This is a genomic window from Actinomadura sp. NEAU-AAG7, assembly GCF_018603865.1.
Classification (GTDB): Bacteria; Actinomycetota; Actinomycetes; order Streptosporangiales; family Streptosporangiaceae; genus Spirillospora; species Spirillospora litoris.
In genome coordinates, this window is sequence record NZ_JAHFZY010000013.1 from 60,322 (window position 1) to 78,018 (window position 17,697).

A 17,697-nucleotide genomic window follows, 5' to 3' on the forward strand; every position below is an offset into this window, starting at 1 on the left:
GACCGTACCCGCCGCCGGTGACCGGCGGCGGGCCGGGCCGGGCTAACCCGCCGAGACCGTGCTCAGGCGTCGATCGAGGCCATGATCTCGTCGGAGACGTCGAAGTTGGCGTAGACGTCCTGGACGTCGTCGGAGTCCTCCAGGGCGTCCAGGAGCCGGAAGACCTTCTTGGCGTTGTCCTCGTCGAGCGGGACGGTGACGCTCGGCAGGAACTTGCTCTCGGCCGACTCGTAGTCGATGCCGGCCTCCTGCAGCGCGCTGCGGACGGCGACCAGGTCGCCGGCCTCGCTGACGACCTCGAAGTTCTCCTCGTCCAGTTCGGCCACCTCCTCGGCGCCGGCGTCCAGCACGGCCATCATGAGGTCGTCCTCGCTGGTGCCCGCCTTGGGGACGATCACGACGCCCTTGCGGTTGAACATGTAGGACACCGAGCCGGGGTCGGCGAGCGAGCCGCCGTTGCGGGTGAGGGCCACCCGGACCTCGGACGCGGCGCGGTTGCGGTTGTCGGTGAGGCACTCGATGAGCACGGCGACACCGCCGGGGGCGTAGCCCTCATAGGTGATGTTCTGCCAGTCGGCGCCGCCCGCCTCCTCACCGGCGCCGCGCTTGCGCGCGCGCTCGATGTTGTCGTTGGGGACGGAGTTCTTCTTCGCCTTGTAGATGGCGTCGTACAGGGTGGGGTTCGCGTCGGGGTCGCCGCCGCCGGTGCGGGCCGCCACCTCGATGTTCTTGATCAGCTTGGCGAAGAGCTTGCCCCGCTTGGCGTCGAGGGCCGCCTTCTTGTGCTTGGTCGTCGCCCACTTGGAATGGCCGGACATCTGTCAATCCTCCTCGGTCGCCCGGCGCACCAGATCGGCGAAGTAGTGGTGCACGCGGAAGTCGCCCGTCAGCTCCGGATGGAAGGCGGTCGCCAGCAGGCGGCCCTGACGGACGGCGACGATCCTACCGGCGTTCGGACCGCCCTCGGCGCGTCCGAGGACGTCGACGGCCTCCCCGACCGACTCCACCCAGGGCGCGCGGATGAAGACGGCGTGGTACGGCGTGTCCCCCATGCCGGTGAGCGGCACCTCGGCCTCGAAGGAGTCCACCTGGCGGCCGAAGGCGTTGCGCCGCACGGTCATGTCGATCCCGCCGACGGTCTCCTGGTCCGCCACGCCGTCGCGGATCCGGTCCGCCAGCATGATCATGCCGGCGCAGGAGCCGTAGGCGGGCATCCCGCCCTCGACGCGCTTGCGCAGCGGCTCCAGCAGCTCGAAGGAGCGGGCCAGCCGCCACATCGTGGTGGACTCCCCGCCGGGGAGGACGAGCCCGTCCACCCGCTCCAGCTCGTCGGGGCGGCGGACGTCCAGCGTCCGCACCCCGGCGGCCTCCAGCGCGCGGGCGTGCTCGCGCACGTCTCCCTGCAGGGCGAGGACACCGATCGTCGGCACAGCAGTCACGTAGGAACCTTCCGGGGGTACGCGGGGGTTTGGCCGGTATCAGACGTCTCGTACAACGTTCCAGGACGTGCGGGATCTTCCCGGGGGACCGAGGGTCAGGCGTGCTTGAACCGGCGGAGCGGCAGCTCCAGCGGGAGGAAGCCGTCCTGGCCCCGGCTGGCGATGCCGCGCCCGAACATGTGGGCCTCGGCGAGCGCCAGGCCGAACTCCTCGGGGTCGAAGGGCAGCGGCACGTCGGCGGCGCCCGCGTCGATCGCGCTCCAAAAGGGGCGCTCGGCGGGCAGCCGGTCGCCCTGGTCGACGACGACGCCGTCCTCGGCGGTCACGAAGACCTCGCGGAGCAGCGCGCCGGACTCGTACCAGCGGAACCAGCAGCCGTGGATGACGGTGTGCAGGACGAGGACGCCGCAGCGCGAGCCCGGCAGCGCGGCGGCGGCGGTGTCGGCGATGCGGCGGGCGTCGTCGTCGAGGCTGAACAGCCGCCGGTCGCACAGCAGCAGCGCCCGCTCGAACGCGCCGACGAACAGCTCGTCCTCGTAGGGCCAGAGCGCGAAGTCCAGGACCGTGTCACCGGTCTCGGTGAGGGTGGCCGCCGGATAGAGACCGCGCGCGATCTCCGCGGCCGCGCCCGGATCGGACACCAGGCCCGGCCGGAACACCTCGGTGGGTTCACCCGCGCTCGCGCATGCCAGCGCGACCGACCAAGCCATGCTCGTCCCTCCCGCGGCCGGGCACCGCCCGGGAGGCCTCGCGCCTGCCCACCGGCCGCGCGGCCAGCGTAATCCCTCGACCTGCGCGTTGTGGAGGGGGGTCCCCCGGTTGCCGCCCGGCCGCCGCGCCCGTGCCGGCGGGCTCGGACGGGCGGCGGGCGCCGGGGTCGGTCAGCGCGGGGTCACCAGCCGCGGCCGGCGAACTTCTGGTCCTCGCCGAGGGAGGCGGCGCTGATCCCGACCATGGCCTCGCCGAGGCCGCGGGAGACCTTGGCGATCACCTCGGGGTCGTCGTGGAAGGTGGTGGCCTTCACGATGGCCTCGGCGCGCTGGGCGGGGTTGCCGGACTTGAAAATGCCCGATCCGACGAACACGCCCTCGGCGCCGAGCTGCATCATCATCGCGGCGTCGGCGGGGGTGGCGATGCCGCCGGCGGTGAACAGCACGACGGGCAGCTTGCCGGCCCGCGCGACCTCCTTGACCAGCTCGTACGGCGCCTGCAGCTCCTTGGCGGCCACATACAGCTCGTCGTCGGCGAGCGACCCGAGCCGGCTGATCTCCCGCCGGATCTGGCGCATGTGGGTGGTGGCGTTGGAGACGTCGCCGGTGCCGGCCTCGCCCTTGGAGCGGATCATCGCCGCGCCCTCGGTGATGCGGCGCAGCGCCTCGCCGAGGTTGGTGGCGCCGCACACGAACGGGACGGTGAAGGCCCACTTGTCGATGTGGTTGTCGTAGTCGGCCGGGGTGAGCACCTCGGACTCGTCGACGTAGTCGACGCCGAGCGCCTGGAGCACCCGGGCCTCGACGAAGTGGCCGATGCGCGCCTTGGCCATCACCGGGATGGACACCGCCGAGATGATCCCGTCGATCATGTCGGGGTCGCTCATCCGGGAGATGCCGCCCTCGGCGCGGATGTCGGCGGGAACCCGCTCCAGGGCCATGACGGCCACCGCGCCCGCGTCCTCGGCGATCTTCGCCTGGTCGGGCGTGACGACGTCCATGATCACGCCGCCCTTGAGCATCTCCGCCATGCCGCGCTTGACGCGGGCGGTCCCCGTCTCGGGCGCGGTGTTCTCGGGGGCGGGACTGGAAGTGGACACGGGCATTCCTCACCTCGCGGACGACAGGTCACTTCCATGATATTGCCTGCTAGCGGGACATCTCGACCGGGCAGAGTGTCAGAACCGCGACTTTTTGGCTTACGAAGTGACCGCAGAACGCCCCCGACTCACTGGTCCGTAAGGGTTCGTCACGGAATGCGAGGCTTGCCGTCGTTGAGCAGAACGACCCAGACCTGGCCCGGCGCGAAGGTCATCGGCCTGCCGTCGGGGGTGGTGTAGGCGGTGCCCTTGTCCTCGCTGGGCCGGGTCCACCGGGCCTGGTAGGACTTCCCGTCGCGCAGGACGAGCGCGCGTCCCGAGCCGGTGGTGCGGATCAGCGGCGTGTAGCTGCCCAGGAAGTCGTGGAACCGGGACCTGGTCGTCCGGGCGTACTGGACGACGATCGTCCGGCCGCCGAGCCGCCCGCCCTCGGCGGCGAGGTCGGGCCGCCCGCCCCAGGACGCCAGCCAGCGCTTCTGCCGGGCCGACCAGGTGAAGCCCATCGTCGTCGCGGGCCACCGGGCGGTGAAGGACGCGGTGGGCCTGCCGCCCTCGGGCGCCGGGCCGAAGCGGAACCCGATGTCGCGGGGCGGCTCGGCCTTCGGCGCCTGCTTCAGCAGGTTCCTCGGGTCGGCGTAGAGGTTGTACGGGATGGGCTTGGGCCCGGCGCGGAAGTAGGCGGACCCCGCGTTGTCCTGGGAGATGTCGTAGACCGGCGCCTGGCGGATGTAGGGCTTCATCTTGCTCTGGACGCCGCTGAAGGCGAACGCGGGACGGCCGAACTGCGGGAGGATGTGCAGGTCGGAGATGCGGGCGCTGCGGACCGGTCCAACGCGGCCCGGCAGCCGGGAGGAGTAGACCGCCATCAGCCGGGTCTCGCCGCCCTCGACCTGCTCGACGTAGACGATGTCGGCGGAGGAGACCCCCGCCTGCGGCAGCGCGGGCCGGGTGTTCTCGATCTTGACGGCGAGGACGGGGTTGCGCCGGCCCGTCGCGCCGCCGGTGAAGGGGTGCGCCGTCGGCTCGGGCGTGCCGGATCCGGAGGGGCCCGGCGCGCCGGGGGGACTCGCGGTCCCGCCGTCCGAGCCGTCCGAGCACGCGGCCCCCGCGGCGCCGAGCAGCGCGAGCGCCGCGAGCGCCGCGGCCGTCCGCCCGTGCGTGACGAACCGGCCGCGACGGGGTGTTTCCCACGCGTATCGCACGATATGACCCTCCCTTGAGCGATCTGCCCGAGGGTAGCGAACCCACCCAGATGGGAACCCCCGTATGCGAACCCCGGGGATGCGCGGCCCCCGGAAGGGGAGTCGGAAGGGTGCCCGCTCAGATGCCCGGGGGGTCGTCGTCGATCTCGAAGAAGCCGGGCAGCGGCGCGCGCCCGTGCAGCGGCAGCACCCGGACGAGCAGCTTGCGGCGGGCGATGCGGGCCTGGGAGACGGCGTCGTTGTAGAACCGGCGGGCGTAGGCGACCTTCGCGGCGGCCGAGGACAGCTCCTCCAGGACGGCCTTCCCCTCGCCGTCCGCCCGCTCGGCGAGCGTGCTGGCGAACTCGGGCTGGTCGACGACCGCGCGCAGCGCGCGGGACAGGTCGCTCTCGGCGAACTCCCGGTTGTCGGCGTCGGCGGTGCGGGCCTCGTGCGCGGCGGTGGCGAGGACGAGGCTGGTCGCCGGGTCCAGCAGGCGGGAGGCGGCCAGCTCCAGCGCGGCGGCGGCCCGCCGGACCAGCGCGGCGTCCAGCGCGGCGCGGGCGGTCTCGACGCGGACGTGCAGCCGGTCCAGGCGGGTGGCGCGCCACGAGACGTACCCGGCGGCGAGGAAGACGACCGCGATCCAGAACAGGACGTCGATGATCCAGTCGTAGGACATGGGGTCCCCTAGGCGCCGACGCCGGACTCGACGACGCCCGCGCTGTCGAGGGACACCGTCTCGTACACGCGCACCACGTCCCGCGCCACCGACGACCAGTCGTAGGCGCGGACGGCCGCGCGCGCCTCGGCCGAGAGCTGCTTGCGCCGCGCGGCGTCGGCGAGGAGGTCGTCGGCGGCGGCGGCCAGGGCCTCGTGGTCGCCGACCGGGAACAGCACGCCCGCCCGGCCGCCGAGCAGCACCCGGTCGAACGCCTCGATGTCGCTGGCCACGATCGGCGCGCCCGCCGCCATCGCCTCGGCGAGCACGATCCCGAAGCTCTCGCCGCCGGTGTTGGGCGCGACGAACACGTCCACCGAGTGGTAGGCGCGGATCTTGTCCTCCTCGCTGACCATGCCGAGCACGACGACGCGGTCGCGCAGCTCGGGCGAGACCCGGGCCACGACGTCGTCGGCGTCGCCGGGGCCGGCGAGCAGCAGCCGCAGCCCCGGGCGGCGGCGGCCGAGCACCTCGAAGGCGCGCAGCAGGACCTGGAGGCCCTTGCGCGGCTCGTCCATGCGGCCGAGGAAGCCGAGGGCGCCGCCCTCCCCCTCGCCGCCGGAGCCGCCGGAGCGCGGGCCGCCGCGCCCGGGCCAGCCGGGCAGCGGCTCGCCCATCGCGAACCGCTCGGTCGCGACGCCGTTGGGGATCAGCACGGCGTCGCCGCCGAGGTGCTCGACGAGCGTGGTACGGGCGGCCTCCGACACCGCGATCCGCCCGGTGATCTTCTCCAGGGCGCTCTGCAGGATCGGGGCGGTGACCGACACCACGCGGGACTTCTCGTAGGAGGCGTGGAAGGTGCCGACGATCGGCCCGTCGGCGGCCCAGCAGGCCAGCAGGCCGAGCGAGGGCGCGGCGGGCTCGTGGACGTGCAGCACGTCGAAGCGCCCCTCGTTGATCCAGCGCCGGACCCGCGCCGCCGACAGGAACCCGAACGCCAGCCGGGCCACCGAGCCGTTGTAGGGGACGGGGACGGCGCGCCCGGCCGAGACCACGTAGGGCGGCGGCTCGGCGTCCTCGTCGGCGGGCGCGATCACCGACACGCGGTGGCCGAGGCCGATCAGCGTCTCGGCGAGGTCGGCGATGTGCCGCTGGACGCCGCCCGGGACGTTCCAGGTGTACGGGCAGACGAGGCCGACCCTCACCGGGGTGCCTCCGCGAGGTCCTCGACCCAGACCTTCTGGAGCATGTGCCAGTCCTCCGGGTGGGCGGCGATGCCCTCCTGGAAGACGCGCGCCATCTCCTGCGTCATGGCCTGGATCTTCTCCTGCCGGGAGCCCTGCCCGGGGACGGGGATCTCCTCGTGGACCCGCGCCCCCCAGTACTCCCCCTCGTACCAGAGTGTCACGGGGATCAGCGCGGCGCCCGTCTGGAGGGCCAGCGCGGCGGCCACGGCGGGCATCCGGGCGGTGGCGCCGAAGAACTCGACGTCCACGCCGGTGGCGGTGAGGTCGCGGTCGACGACCAGGCACACCGGGCGCCCGGCGCGCAGCCGCCGCGCCATCCGCCCGAAGGCCGAGGCGCCCTTGTGGGCCAGCACCTCCATGCCGAGGCCCTCGCGGAACTCGACGAAACGGTCGTAGAGCGACTCCGGCCTCAACCGCTCGGCGACGGTGGTGAACGGGTAGCCGCTGTGGACGAGCCAGGCCCCGGCGTGCTCGTAGTTGCCCATGTGCGGCAGCGCCAGCACGACGCCGCGTCCCGCGTCGAGGTTGCTGAAGATCTTCTTCTCGCCGGTGACGCGCATGCCGCCGAGGATCCGCTCCCGGTCGTACTCGGGGAGCCGGAACACCTCCAGCCAGTAGCGGAAGTAGGAGCGCAGCACCTTCTTGCTGAGGACGCGGACCTCGTCGTCCACGGCGTCCTTGCCGAGGACCCGGCACAGGTTGCGTTCGAGCTGGCGCACCCCGGACCCGTGGCCGTGCCAGGTGCGGTCGGCCAGCGCGGCGAAGGCCAGCCGCGCGGCGCGCTCGGGCATCTTGCGGACGACCGTCCAGCCGAGCGCGTACGCGGCGTCCATGACCTCGTCGCGGACCGAGGCCGGGGCGGCGCCGCGCGGCCGGGTCACGGCCTGCGCTCCGCTTTGGGTCTGGCGGGTTCGGCGGGTTCGGCGGGTTCGGCGGGTTCGGCGGGGCGGCCCGGCGCGGGCCTCGGCGCGGGGTCGGCCTTGGCCTGCGCGTAGACGGTCGCGAACCGCTGGCCGACCGTGACCGTGCTGAGCGCGGCGAGCACCCACAGGGCCAGGGCCAGGATGTAGGGGACGCCGAGGCCGTCGAACCCGGCCGCCACCAGCGCGACGATCAGCCGTTCCGCGCGTTCCGCGATGCCCACGTTGCAGGTGTACCCGAGCCCCTCGGCGCGGGCCTTGGCGTAGGACACCACGACGCCGGACACCAGGCAGTACAGGGCGACGCCGGCGAGCATCTCCCGGTCGTCCCGGTACAGGCCGATCATCAGGCCGGAGAAGATCGCGGCGTCGGCGACCCGGTCCATCGTGGAGTCCAGGAACGCGCCGAACTTGGAGATCTTGCCGGTGACCCGGGCGACGGCGCCGTCCAGCATGTCGAACAGCACGAACGCGGTGATGACCATCGTGCCCCAGAAGAACTCCCCGCGCGGGAACAGCACGAGCGCGCCCGCGGCGACGCCGACCGTCCCGATGACGGTGATGGCGTTGGGCGAGACCCCGGTCCGCGCGACCGCCCCGCCGATCGGGGTCAGCACACGCCCCAGCGCGGGCCTGATTCTGTTGAGCATCGCCGTCCGTTCTCGTGATTGCGGGGCCGAGGGGCGGCAGGGGGCACCCGAGGGCGCCGCGGGCCGCGCGGCGCGCCCAATCGTAGTGCGCGAGCCGGCCCCCGAGGGTCGGACCGGCCGGAGCAGGGGGTTCGCCGGGCGCGCCGCGCACCGGAGGGAAGGCCGGAGGAGAGATGACGGATGTTTGGCGTTCACCCCTTGTGATCCTGGCCGTCACGGGAAAAGGTGTTGACACGGGTGTGACGTCGGTCACGCACGTTGGACGAGGTCGGACGCCGCACTCGGACGTCAGGGCCGGGCCCGCCGGGCCGTGGCCCCAGCCGCACGCGGGCCTCCGCGGCGAGGCCCGTCCGAGGAGGTAGTCATGGCGGACAAGGGAGGCCACCCGGGAGCCCCCGGCAGGGCACCGGAGGCCGGCGGGTGCGACAGGGTGCGCAACGTCGCGCTGGTCGGCCATTCGGGGGCGGGCAAGACCACGCTGGTGGAGGCGCTGCTGGCCGCGGCGGGGACGGTCCAGCGCGCGGGGAGGGTCGAGGACGGCACCACCGTCAGCGACTTCGACGAGGTCGAGGTGCGCCAGCAGCGCTCGGTCAACCTCGCGCTCGCCCCCCTCCAGTACGGCGACATCAAGGTCAACCTGATCGACACCCCCGGGTACGCCGACTTCACCGGCGACCTGCGGGCCGGGCTGCGCGCCGCCGACGCGGCGCTGTTCGTGATCTCGGCGGTGGACGGCGTCGACGGGCTGACCCGGATGCTGTGGGAGGAGTGCGCGGCCGTCCAGATGCCGCGCGCGGTCGTCATCACCAAGATCGACCAGCAGCGCGGCGACTTCGACGACGTCGTGCTCAACTGCCAGGACGCCTTCGGTGAGGGCGTGCTGCCGCTGTACTTCCCGGCGGCGGGCGAGCAGGGGCTGAGCGGCCTGGTCGGGCTGCTGACGCGCCGCTGCCTGGACTACTCCACCGGCGAGCGCGTCGAGTGCGACCCCGACCCCCGCTACCTGGACCAGATCGCCGAGCAGCGCGCGTCGCTGATCGAGGGGATCATCCAGGAGAGCGAGGACGAGACCCTCATGGACCGGTACCTGTCCGGTGAGGAGATCGACGTCAAGGCCCTCATCGAGGACCTGGAGACCGCGGTCGCGCGGGGCAGCTTCTACCCCGTCCTCGCCACGTCGGTGCCGCACGGCGACCACCCCGGCCCGGTGATCGGGATGCGGGAGGTGCTGGAGCTGATGGCGCAGGCGTTCCCGTCCCCGCTGGAGCACGGCATCCCGCCCGTGACGCCGGTGAAGGGCGGGCCGCCCAGGGAGCTCGGCTGCGACCCCGACGGGCCCCTGGTCGCCGAGGTCGTCAAGACCACCTCCGACCCCTACGTCGGCCGGATCTCGCTCGTCCGCGTGTTCTCCGGGACGCTGCGCCCCGACACCGTCGTCCACGTCTCCGGGCACGGCATGGCGGACCGGGGCCACGAGGACCACGATGTCGACGAGCGCGTCGGCGCCCTCACCTCGCCGCTGGGCAAGACCCAGCGGACCGTCTCCTCCTGCGGGGCGGGCGACATCTGCGCGGTCGCCAAGCTGGCGCGCGCCGAGACCGGCGACACCCTCTCCGACCCGTCGGCGCCGGCGCTGATGGCCCCCTGGTCGATGCCCGACCCGCTGCTGCCGGTGGCGATCCGGGCCCACTCCAAGGCGGACGAGGACAAGCTCAGCCAGGCCCTCGCCCGGCTCGTCGCCGAGGACCCGACGCTGCGCCTGGAGAACAACCCCGAGACCCGCCAGCTCGTCCTGTGGTGCATGGGCGAGGCGCACGCGGACGTGCTGATCGACCGGCTGCGCGCCCGCTACGGCGTCGAGGTGGAGCGGATCGACCTGCGGGTCCCGCTGCGCGAGACGTTCGGCGGGACGGCCAAGGGCCTCGGCCGGCACGTCAAGCAGAGCGGCGGGCACGGCCAGTACGGCATCTGCCACATCGACGTGGAGCCGCTGCCGTCCGGCGGGGGCTTCGAGTTCGTCGACAAGATCGTCGGAGGCGTGGTGCCCCGGCAGTTCATCCCGTCGGTGGAGAAGGGCGTCCGGCAGCAGATGGGACGCGGCGTGTCGGCGGGCTACCCGCTCGTGGACATCAAGGTCACCCTGCACGACGGCAAGGCCCACTCGGTCGACTCCTCCGACATGGCCTTCCAGGCCGCCGGGGCGCTCGCCCTGAAGGACGCGGCGGGCGCGGTGCCGATCCTGCTGCTGGAGCCGGTGGACGAGGTCGCCGTGCTGATCGCCGACGAGTACGTCGGCGCGGTCATGTCCGACCTCACCTCCCGGCGCGGCCGGGTCCTCGGCTCCGAGGCGGTCCCGGGCGGCCGCACGATGATCAAAGCGGAGGTCCCCCAGCTGGAGATCATCCGCTACGCGATCGACCTGCGGTCCATGTCCCAGGGCACGGGCACCTTCAACCGCGGCTTCCTGCGCTACGAACCGCTCCCCTCGCACCTCGCCGAGAAGGTGGCCGCGGGCTCCCGGGACGGCTGAGCCCCGCCCGCGAAGGGCTGGGGGCGCCCCGGGCCGGCCGGGCCGCCCCCACCTGGGGATCTCACCCTGGAGTTCATCCTCGCGCCACCCCCTTCTCATCCCACAGGGTGACGAGCGGTTCAGCCGCCCGGTCGATCAACTCGATCTTCCGGCGTGGAACAGTGGATCATGCTATGGACGCTACGGGGATGGAACGGCGGCCGGGGCGGCGCCGGGTGCTCAAGGGGCTCGGGCTGGCCGCCGGGGGGCTGCTGGTGGGCGGCGCGGGCGTCGCCGCCGAGCAGGAGTGGAAGCGCGACGCGGCGCCGCTGTCGGCGTCGTCGGTGGACTCCTGGCGGCCCGAGGGCCGCCAGGTCGACGTCGTGTGGGCCGTCGACACCACGCGCCGCCTGGCCGCGCTCACCTTCGACGACGGCCCGATGAACCACTGGACGCCGCAGACCCTCGACATCCTGGACGCCGAGCGGGTCACCGCCACGTTCTTCGTCGTCGGCAGCCGGCTCGTCCGCAACGCCGGGCTGGTCAGGGGGCGGCTCGGCCGCCACGAGGTGGGCAACCACACCTGGAACCACGACGACCTGTCGAAGATGAGCCACGCCCGCGCCTACCGCTCCATCCACCGCACCCACGAGGCGATCACGGAGGTCACCGGCCGGGCCCCGACGCTGCTGCGGCCGCCCTGGGGACGGCTCGGCGGGACGACCCTGCACGTGGCCGCCCAGCACGGCTACGACATCGCGCTGTGGTCGCTGCTGGTGCAGGACCGCCGGTTCGGCGACGAGCCGGCCGAACTGGTGCGGGCCGTCGTCGACAACACCCGTCCCGGCACCATCCTGCTCGCCCACGACGTCGGCGCCCGCAGCCGCGAGACCGCCGTGCGGCAGCTTCCCGCCATGATCCGGGGCCTGCGCGCCAAGGGCTTCGAGTTCGTCACGGTCTCCGAGCTGCGGCGGAACGCCGCCCCTTCGAACAAGGGCGGCACGGGCCGCACCGGCGCGCCGGGCGGGCGCGGCACGGGCGAGCCGGTGTCCGTCCCCGGGCGGTCCGGGCGGCCCTAGGGTAGGACGATGCACATCCCGGCCCTCCGCCTCGGCGCGCGCGCCAGGTTCTGGCGGTCCGCCGTCGCGGCGGCCGGCATCGCCGCGTTGTTCTACACCAGCGCCTACGGCGCCGACGACGACTTCCCGTTCGGGCCCATGACGCAGTTCGCGTTCTCGGTCAAGAACGACGGCGGCGAGATCGTCTCCCACTGGCTGGAGGCCGACACCGCGACGGGCGCCCACGTGAAGCTGTCCATGGACGCGGTCGGGTCGGGCATGAAGCGCGCCGAGATCGAGGGGCAGATGACCCGGCTCGGGCGCGACCCGTCCCTGCTCCAGGGCATCGCGGAGGGGCAGCACCGGCTGCACCCGAAGGAGCCCCGGCTCACCAGGATCTACATCGTGAAACAGGTCCAGACGTTGAAACACGGGAAGGTCGTGTCGACGACCAGGGCGAACGCCGTCGTCTGGGGGGTGCGGTGACGGCCGCCGCCGCGCCGGAGACGCCCGCCCCGGCGCAGCAGGACGCGGCGCCCCGCCGGGGCCCCTGGGACCGCTGGTGGTTCGGGCCCGTGCCGCGCGCCAGGATCGCCTGGCTGCGGATCCTCGGGTACGGGTTCCTGCCGTTCGACATGCTGCTGCTGACCAGCAGCTCGATGGCGCACGCGCGGCTGCCCGCCGACCTGTACCAGCCGGTGCGGCTGGCCCGCTGGCTGCACCTGCCCGCGCCCACGCCGGGCGCCATGACCGCGCTGCTGGTGGTGACGATCGCCGCCGGGCTGGCCGCCGCGACCGGGCGCGTCCTGCCCCGGCTCACCGGGTACGTCGCGGCCTGCGGCTACCTGTGGTGGGTCACGATCAGCATGTCCTACGGCAAGGTCGACCACGACCACCTGGCGCTGGTCATCGCGCTGTTCGTGCTGCCGGGCGTCGGCCGCGCCGGGATCGGCGACCGGCGCCGCTGCGAGTCCTCCGCCTGGTCGATCCGGTGCGTCCAGGTCTCGGTGGTCGCGGCCTACTTCCTGTCGGCCTGGGCCAAGGTCCGCATCGGCGGGTTCCCCGACTGGCCGAACGGCGCCACCGTGCAGTGGGCGCTGAGCAGGCGCGGGACGCCGTTCGGGCGGAGCCTCATCGACTACCCGCTGCTGCTGAAGATCAGCCAGTGGTTCATGTTCACGGCGGAGGCGACCTCGCCGCTGCTGCTGTTCCTGCGCGGGCGGCCGCTCTACCTGCTGGTGCTGTTCTTCGCGGGCTTCCACGCCGTCACCTACGCGCTGATGACGATCCACTTCCTGCCGCACGCGATCTGGCTGGCGGCGTTCCTGCCGCTGGAGCGGCTCACCGGCCTGCTGCCCGAGCGGCTGCGCGGCGCCGCCGCGCCCGCGGGCGCGGCGGCGGAGCCGGCGCGGACCTGATCGGCCGGACGTCCGGGCCCGATCAGCCGGAGGCCCCGGGCCGCCGCGCGGCGGGCAGCGCGCACGCGGCGGTGCCGCCCGGCATCCGCTGCCGGTTGTTCGCCATCAGCCGGTAGACGACGTGCGCCGCCCAGCTCACCGGCGGGACCCGCATGAGGACGCCGAGCGCGCGCCAGGGGCCGCCCGCGGCGGTCAGCAGCCGTCCGATGGCCTCCGCGCCGCCGCTGACCCGCCCGGCCCGGTCGATCCACAGGACCTCGTGCTCGGCCCGCTCCGCCGTGGTGCCGAGCGCGTCCAGGTCGGCGAACTGGAACGCCACGACGGTCGCGTCGACGGGCACGCGCCGCTCCAGGAACCGCACCGAGGACGTGCAGAACCCGCAGTCGCCGTCGTACACGAGGACGGGCCGCTCCCTCATCGCACCTCCCGATCGCACGGAGCCTCCGGCCGCCGCCGCGCCCCTCACGGGCGCGGCCACGCGTCGGCGAGCATCTGCCGGGTGTCGCGCAGCAGCTGCGGGAGCACCTTGGTGTGCCCGACGACGGGCATGAAGTTGGTGTCGCCGCCCCAGCGGGGCACGACGTGCTGGTGCAGGTGCGCCGCGATGCCCGCGCCCGCGACCAGGCCGAGGTTCATGCCGACGTTGAACCCCTGAGCGCCGCTCGCCTTGCGCAGCGCCGCGAGCGCGCGCTGGGTGAAGACGGCCAGCTCGCGGTACTCCGGCTCGTCGAGGTCGCCGTAGTCGGCGACGTGCCGGTACGGGACGACCATGAGGTGCCCGGAGTTGTAGGGGTAGAGGTTCAGCACCGCGTACACCGCCGCGCCGCGCGCGACGACGAGGCCGTCCTCGTCGGTCATCGCGGGGATCTCGCAGAACGGGCAGCCCTCGTCGCCGCCGGTGCCGGTGGGCTTGTTCTCGCCCTTGATGTAGGCCATGCGGTGAGGGGTCCACAGCCGCTGGAAGTTGTCGGGCGTGCCCGCGCCGCCCCTCTCCTCCTCGATGCGGGGGCTGCGTTCGGTCCCGGGGCCGGCGCCGGGCGCGTCGTCGCGTCCCGTCCGGTCCACGGGCTTGTCCGGCTCTGCGCTCAAGGCGGCGGTCTCCTTTTGTTCACGGCCTGACCAGCAGCATAGAGAGGGACGCGGCGGGCCCTGTAGCCGGGCTCCCCCGCCGCGGGGGCTCCGCTGGTGACGCGCCCGCGAACCCGTCGTTGCGTGACGTCCGGCGGCCCGCTCCGACACCATGGTCACCTAGCCGACCACAGGGAGCGATCATGACCGACCCCGACCAGGGCCGCGCCGGGACCGGCGGGGAGCCGCGCGCCGAGGCCGGGTCGCTGCCCTTCTATCCCGGCCCGCCGGGGCGGCCGGGGCCGCTGCCGCCGGGGGCCCCGCTGCCCGCGCCGCCGGCCTCGCTCATCCCGCACATGCCCGCTCCCTCGTCCGCCCACACCCCCCTGACCCTGCACGGCGGCGCCCCGGCGCCCGGCGCGGCGCCGCCGGTCCCCCGCCCGGCTCCGGACGCGCAGCCGGACGCGCGGCCGGACGCCGGTGACGCCGCGCCGGTGGACGGCCGCATCACGATCGACGACGAGGTGGTCGAGAAGCTCGTGGCGATGGCCGCGCTGGAGGTGCGGGGCGTCGCCGGGCTGGTCGCGCACCCGGGGCAGGACGGCGGGCGCGGCGCGGGCGGCGTCCGGGTCCGGATGCACGACGACGAGGTGACCCTCGACCTCGGCATCGCGGTCGGCTACGGCAGCGTGATCATGGAGGTGGCGCGGGTCGTGAAGGCCAACGTGGCGCGGGTCGCGGGGCTGATGCTCGGGATGCGGGTCGCGGCGGTCAACGTCGCGGTCGAGGACGTCCGGATGCCCGCCGGGGCCGCGCCCCCGGCGGCCCCGCCCTCTCCGCACCCGCCGTCCGTCTAGGCGCGCCGGGCGGCTAGGCGGCGACGCGTGCATAGCAGGTCTGCATGGCCACGCCGACCGAGACCGTGGTGACCTTGACCCGCTCGACGAGCGCCGGGGGGACGCCGGTGAAGCGGAACGTGTGCGGCGCGCCGCCCCGGACGGCCGCCTGCTGCGACCGGGGCGCGTACCCGCGCAGCGCCATCTCCGCGCGGATCGCGCCGCTGGCCGACACCGTGATCACGACCTCGACGGCGTCGCGGACCGCGCGGTAGTACGCCGTGCCCCGCGGGCACCACGTCAGCGAGGTCCCGGGGCCGTTCCTGCCCGGCATCGGAGGACCGCCGCCCTCTCCCCCGCCGCCGCCTCGGCGCGGGCCGTCCGCGTCGACCGTGCCCTTGGGGCCGGGTAGGGACGGGGCGGCCAGCGGCGGCGACGCCTCCGGCACCGCGGCCGAGGGGGTTCGGCCGGGCCGCGGGGCGGCCTGGGCCCCGGCGGCCCTCGTCCCGCCCTCATCCTCGTCGAGCAGCGGCAGCACCAGCACCACGACGGCGGCCACCACGAGCAGCACGGCCGTCCCGTAGCCGGCGACCCGGACGGGCAGGCCGCCGAGCCCGCGGGGCCCGCGAAGCCCCCGGGGCCCGCGCGCCGCGCCGCGCGGCCCGCGGCGCGGCCTCGTGGACTTCATCGGTGCGCCCTCCCCGGTCGTGGCACGTGACCGTCGAGGTTAACGGGTCAGATCTGCACGCGGGCCTCAACGGCCTTGACGATCTCCTCGACGGCCTCGTCGATCGGGACGGCGTTGCGCTGCTCGCCGTCGCGGTAGCGGAACGACACCGCGTCCTTGGCGACGTCGTCGTCGCCCGCGAGCAGCATGTAGGGGATCTTCTGCTTCTGCGCGTTGCGGATCTTCTTCTGCATCCGGTCGGACGAGGCGTCCACCTCGACGCGGATGCCGCGCTCGCGCAGCCGCTCGGCGACCCGCTCCAGGTGCGGGACGTGGGCGTCGCCGATCGGGATGCCGACGGCCTGCACGGGCGACAGCCACGGCGGCATCGCGCCCGCGTAGTGCTCCAGCAGCACGCCGAAGAACCGCTCGATCGACCCGAACAGCGCCCGGTGGATCATGACGGGCTGCCGCCGGGTGCCGTCGGCCGCCTGGTACTCCAGGCCGAACCGCTTGGGCTGGTTGAAGTCGACCTGGATGGTGGACAGCTGCCAGGTCCGGCCGATCGCGTCCTTGGCCTGCACGGAGATCTTCGGGCCGTAGAACGCGGCGCCGCCGGGGTCGGCGACGAGGTCGAGCCCGGACTCCTCGGCGGCCAGCCGCAGCGCCTCGGTCGCCTCCTCCCAGTCGGCGTCCTCGCCGATGAACTTCGGCGAGTCGTCGCGGGTGGACAGCTCCAGGTAGAACTCGCTCAGGCCGTAGTCGCGCAGCAGGTCCAGGACGAAGGTGAGCAGGTCCTTCAGCTCGCCGCCCATCTGCTCCTTGGTGCAGTAGATGTGCGCGTCGTCCTGGGTCATGCCCCGGACGCGGGTGAGGCCGTGCACGACGCCCGACTTCTCGAACCGGTACACCGACCCGAACTCGAACAGCCGCAGCGGCAGCTCCCGGTAGGACCGCCCGCGCGCGCGGAAGACCAGGTTGTGCATCGGGCAGTTCATCGGCTTGAGGTAGTAGTCGCCGCCGTCCACCTCCATGGGCGGGAAGATGTCGTCCTTGTACCAGCCGAGGTGGCCGGACACCTCGAACAGGTCGCCCTTGGTGATGTGCGGGGTGTTGACGAACTCGTAACCCGCCGCCTCGTGCCGCCGGCGCGAGTAGTCCTCCATGACGCGGCGGACGACGCCGCCCCTGGGGTGGAAGACGGGCAGGCCGCTGCCGATCTCGGGCGGGAAGGAGAACAGGTCGAGCTCGGCGCCGAGCCTGCGGTGGTCGCGCTTCTCGGCCTCCTCCAGCATCCTGAGGTACTCGTCCTGCTTCTCGCGGGACTCCCACGCGGTGCCGTAGATGCGCTGGAGCTGCGGGTTCTTCTCGCTGCCGCGCCAGTAGGCGCCGCCGGTCCGCATCAGCTTGAACGCCGGGATGACGCGGGTGGTGGGCAGGTGCGGCCCGCGGCACAGGTCCTTCCAGCGCAGGTCGCCGGACTTGGCGTCGAGGTTGTCGTAGATGGTCAGCTCGCCGCCGCCGACCTCGACGTCGGCGCCGTCGGCCGCGTCCCGCACCGGGCCAGCGCCCTTCAGGCCGATCAGCTCCAGCTTGTAGGGCTCGGCGGCCAGCTCCGCGCGCGCCTCCTCGTCGGAGACGGGGCGCCGGGAGAACCGCTGCCCCTGCTTGACGATCTCGCGCATCCGCTTCTCGATGCGCTTGAGGTCGTCGGGGGTGAAGGGCTCGGCGACGTCGAAGTCGTAGTAGAAGCCGTTCTCGACCGGCGGCCCGATGCCCAGCCTGGCCTCGGGGAACAGCTCCTGGACGGCCTGCGCCATCACGTGCGCGGCCGAGTGCCGCATGATGGCCCGGCCGTCCGGCGAGCCGACCTCCACGGGCTCCACGACGTCGCCGTCGCTCAGCACGCCGGCCAGGTCGCGCAGCTCGCCGTTGACGCGGGCGGCGACGACCGAGCGGCCGTCGGCCTCCAGCGCCTCCCCCGCGGTGGTGCCGGCGGGCACCACCCGCTCGCCGCCTTCCAGGGTGACGCGCAGATCGGACACGGTGGACACGGGAACTCCTCATGATCGGGCGGCTGGTCGTCGGGAGCGGATCGGGGTCGCAAAGCCGTGAGGCCCCGGGATCGCTCCCGGGGCCTCACCGCGTGCAATGTCAGGACATGCGGCCGTCGCGCCGGGGTGGACCCGGCGTCGTCGTCTCCGGTACGGCGCGCATTCCCTTACTGTAGCCG

General features: G+C 73.7%; 18 protein-coding genes. 5 read left to right on the forward strand and 13 right to left on the reverse strand.

What is annotated here, in order from left to right; translation table 11 throughout:
• Positions 1 to 62: 62 nt before the first annotated feature.
• The 9 genes from KLI87_RS38610 to pgsA all read right to left on the reverse strand — a co-directional run bounded on the left by KLI87_RS38610 (position 63) and on the right by pgsA (position 7,908).
• Complete coding sequence (locus KLI87_RS38610; protein ID WP_156221743.1) at positions 63 to 818, reverse strand: YebC/PmpR family DNA-binding transcriptional regulator; 756 nt, start codon at positions 816 to 818, stop codon at positions 63 to 65.
• A gap of 3 nt (positions 819 to 821) precedes the next feature.
• Entirely contained in the window at positions 822 to 1,439 is a 618-nt protein-coding gene (pdxT, locus tag KLI87_RS38615) for a pyridoxal 5'-phosphate synthase glutaminase subunit PdxT (RefSeq protein ID WP_308166550.1), read from the reverse strand.
• A gap of 95 nt (positions 1,440 to 1,534) precedes the next feature.
• On the reverse strand, positions 1,535 to 2,149 hold the full coding sequence (locus tag KLI87_RS38620) for a hypothetical protein (RefSeq protein WP_156221742.1): 615 nt from the start codon (positions 2,147 to 2,149) through the stop codon (positions 1,535 to 1,537).
• Between the two features lie 182 nt (positions 2,150 to 2,331).
• Positions 2,332 to 3,249, reverse strand: coding sequence for a pyridoxal 5'-phosphate synthase lyase subunit PdxS (gene pdxS, locus KLI87_RS38625; protein WP_308166551.1), 918 nt, complete (start codon positions 3,247 to 3,249; stop codon positions 2,332 to 2,334).
• A 149-nt stretch (positions 3,250 to 3,398) separates the two neighbouring features.
• Entirely contained in the window at positions 3,399 to 4,451 is a 1,053-nt protein-coding gene (locus tag KLI87_RS38630) for a DUF3048 domain-containing protein (protein WP_308166552.1), read from the reverse strand.
• 118 nt (positions 4,452 to 4,569) lie between these two features.
• Positions 4,570 to 5,112, reverse strand: coding sequence for a hypothetical protein (locus KLI87_RS38635; protein ID WP_156221739.1), 543 nt, complete (start codon positions 5,110 to 5,112; stop codon positions 4,570 to 4,572).
• Between the two features lie 8 nt (positions 5,113 to 5,120).
• Positions 5,121 to 6,296, reverse strand: coding sequence for a glycosyltransferase family 4 protein (locus KLI87_RS38640; RefSeq protein WP_214620952.1), 1,176 nt, complete (start codon positions 6,294 to 6,296; stop codon positions 5,121 to 5,123).
• Positions 6,293 to 7,171 (reverse strand): phosphatidylinositol mannoside acyltransferase, encoded by an 879-nt coding sequence (locus tag KLI87_RS38645; RefSeq protein ID WP_156221834.1) that lies wholly within the window; start codon positions 7,169 to 7,171, stop codon positions 6,293 to 6,295. The genes KLI87_RS38640 and KLI87_RS38645 overlap by 4 nt, the downstream gene beginning before the upstream one ends.
• Positions 7,172 to 7,215: 44 nt before the next feature.
• On the reverse strand, positions 7,216 to 7,908 hold the full coding sequence (pgsA, locus tag KLI87_RS38650) for a phosphatidylinositol phosphate synthase (RefSeq protein ID WP_156221738.1): 693 nt from the start codon (positions 7,906 to 7,908) through the stop codon (positions 7,216 to 7,218).
• A 364-nt stretch (positions 7,909 to 8,272) separates the two neighbouring features.
• Here pgsA and KLI87_RS38655 point away from each other — a divergent pair, with 364 nt between their 5' ends.
• The 4 genes from KLI87_RS38655 to KLI87_RS38670 all read left to right on the forward strand — a co-directional run bounded on the left by KLI87_RS38655 (position 8,273) and on the right by KLI87_RS38670 (position 12,893).
• Positions 8,273 to 10,438, forward strand: coding sequence for an elongation factor G-like protein EF-G2 (locus KLI87_RS38655; RefSeq protein ID WP_214620953.1), 2,166 nt, complete (start codon positions 8,273 to 8,275; stop codon positions 10,436 to 10,438).
• A gap of 188 nt (positions 10,439 to 10,626) precedes the next feature.
• Positions 10,627 to 11,496: a polysaccharide deacetylase family protein gene (locus KLI87_RS38660; protein ID WP_156221830.1), complete on the forward strand. Its 870-nt coding sequence runs from the start codon at positions 10,627 to 10,629 to the stop codon at positions 11,494 to 11,496.
• A gap of 9 nt (positions 11,497 to 11,505) precedes the next feature.
• The gene (locus KLI87_RS38665) at positions 11,506 to 11,961 is read left to right on the forward strand and encodes a hypothetical protein (RefSeq protein ID WP_156221734.1); all 456 of its coding nucleotides are present in this window, start codon (positions 11,506 to 11,508) and stop codon (positions 11,959 to 11,961) included.
• Positions 11,958 to 12,893: a hypothetical protein gene (locus KLI87_RS38670; protein WP_214620954.1), complete on the forward strand. Its 936-nt coding sequence runs from the start codon at positions 11,958 to 11,960 to the stop codon at positions 12,891 to 12,893. Before KLI87_RS38665 ends, KLI87_RS38670 begins: the two co-directional genes overlap by 4 nt.
• Before the next feature lie 22 nt (positions 12,894 to 12,915).
• Here the strand turns inward: KLI87_RS38670 and KLI87_RS38675 are convergent, their stop codons facing one another.
• Together KLI87_RS38675 and KLI87_RS38680 are read right to left on the reverse strand one after the other, a co-directional pair.
• The gene (locus KLI87_RS38675) at positions 12,916 to 13,311 is read right to left on the reverse strand and encodes a thiol-disulfide oxidoreductase DCC family protein (protein WP_214620955.1); all 396 of its coding nucleotides are present in this window, start codon (positions 13,309 to 13,311) and stop codon (positions 12,916 to 12,918) included.
• Between the two features lie 44 nt (positions 13,312 to 13,355).
• Positions 13,356 to 13,982: an HIT domain-containing protein gene (locus KLI87_RS38680; RefSeq protein ID WP_156221728.1), complete on the reverse strand. Its 627-nt coding sequence runs from the start codon at positions 13,980 to 13,982 to the stop codon at positions 13,356 to 13,358.
• 182 nt (positions 13,983 to 14,164) lie between these two features.
• Here KLI87_RS38680 and KLI87_RS38685 point away from each other — a divergent pair, with 182 nt between their 5' ends.
• Positions 14,165 to 14,818, forward strand: coding sequence for an Asp23/Gls24 family envelope stress response protein (locus KLI87_RS38685; RefSeq protein WP_156221726.1), 654 nt, complete (start codon positions 14,165 to 14,167; stop codon positions 14,816 to 14,818).
• 13 nt (positions 14,819 to 14,831) lie between these two features.
• On the opposite strand, the gene KLI87_RS38690 is transcribed toward KLI87_RS38685, so the two are convergent.
• A complete protein-coding gene (locus KLI87_RS38690; RefSeq protein WP_214620956.1) occupies positions 14,832 to 15,485 on the reverse strand; it encodes a hypothetical protein in 654 nt (217 codons plus the stop codon).
• Between the two features lie 47 nt (positions 15,486 to 15,532).
• Positions 15,533 to 17,518, reverse strand: a complete 1,986-nt coding sequence (gene thrS / locus KLI87_RS38695) for a threonine--tRNA ligase (protein ID WP_214620957.1) — start codon at positions 17,516 to 17,518, stop codon at positions 15,533 to 15,535.
• Positions 17,519 to 17,697: the final 179 nt, after the last annotated feature.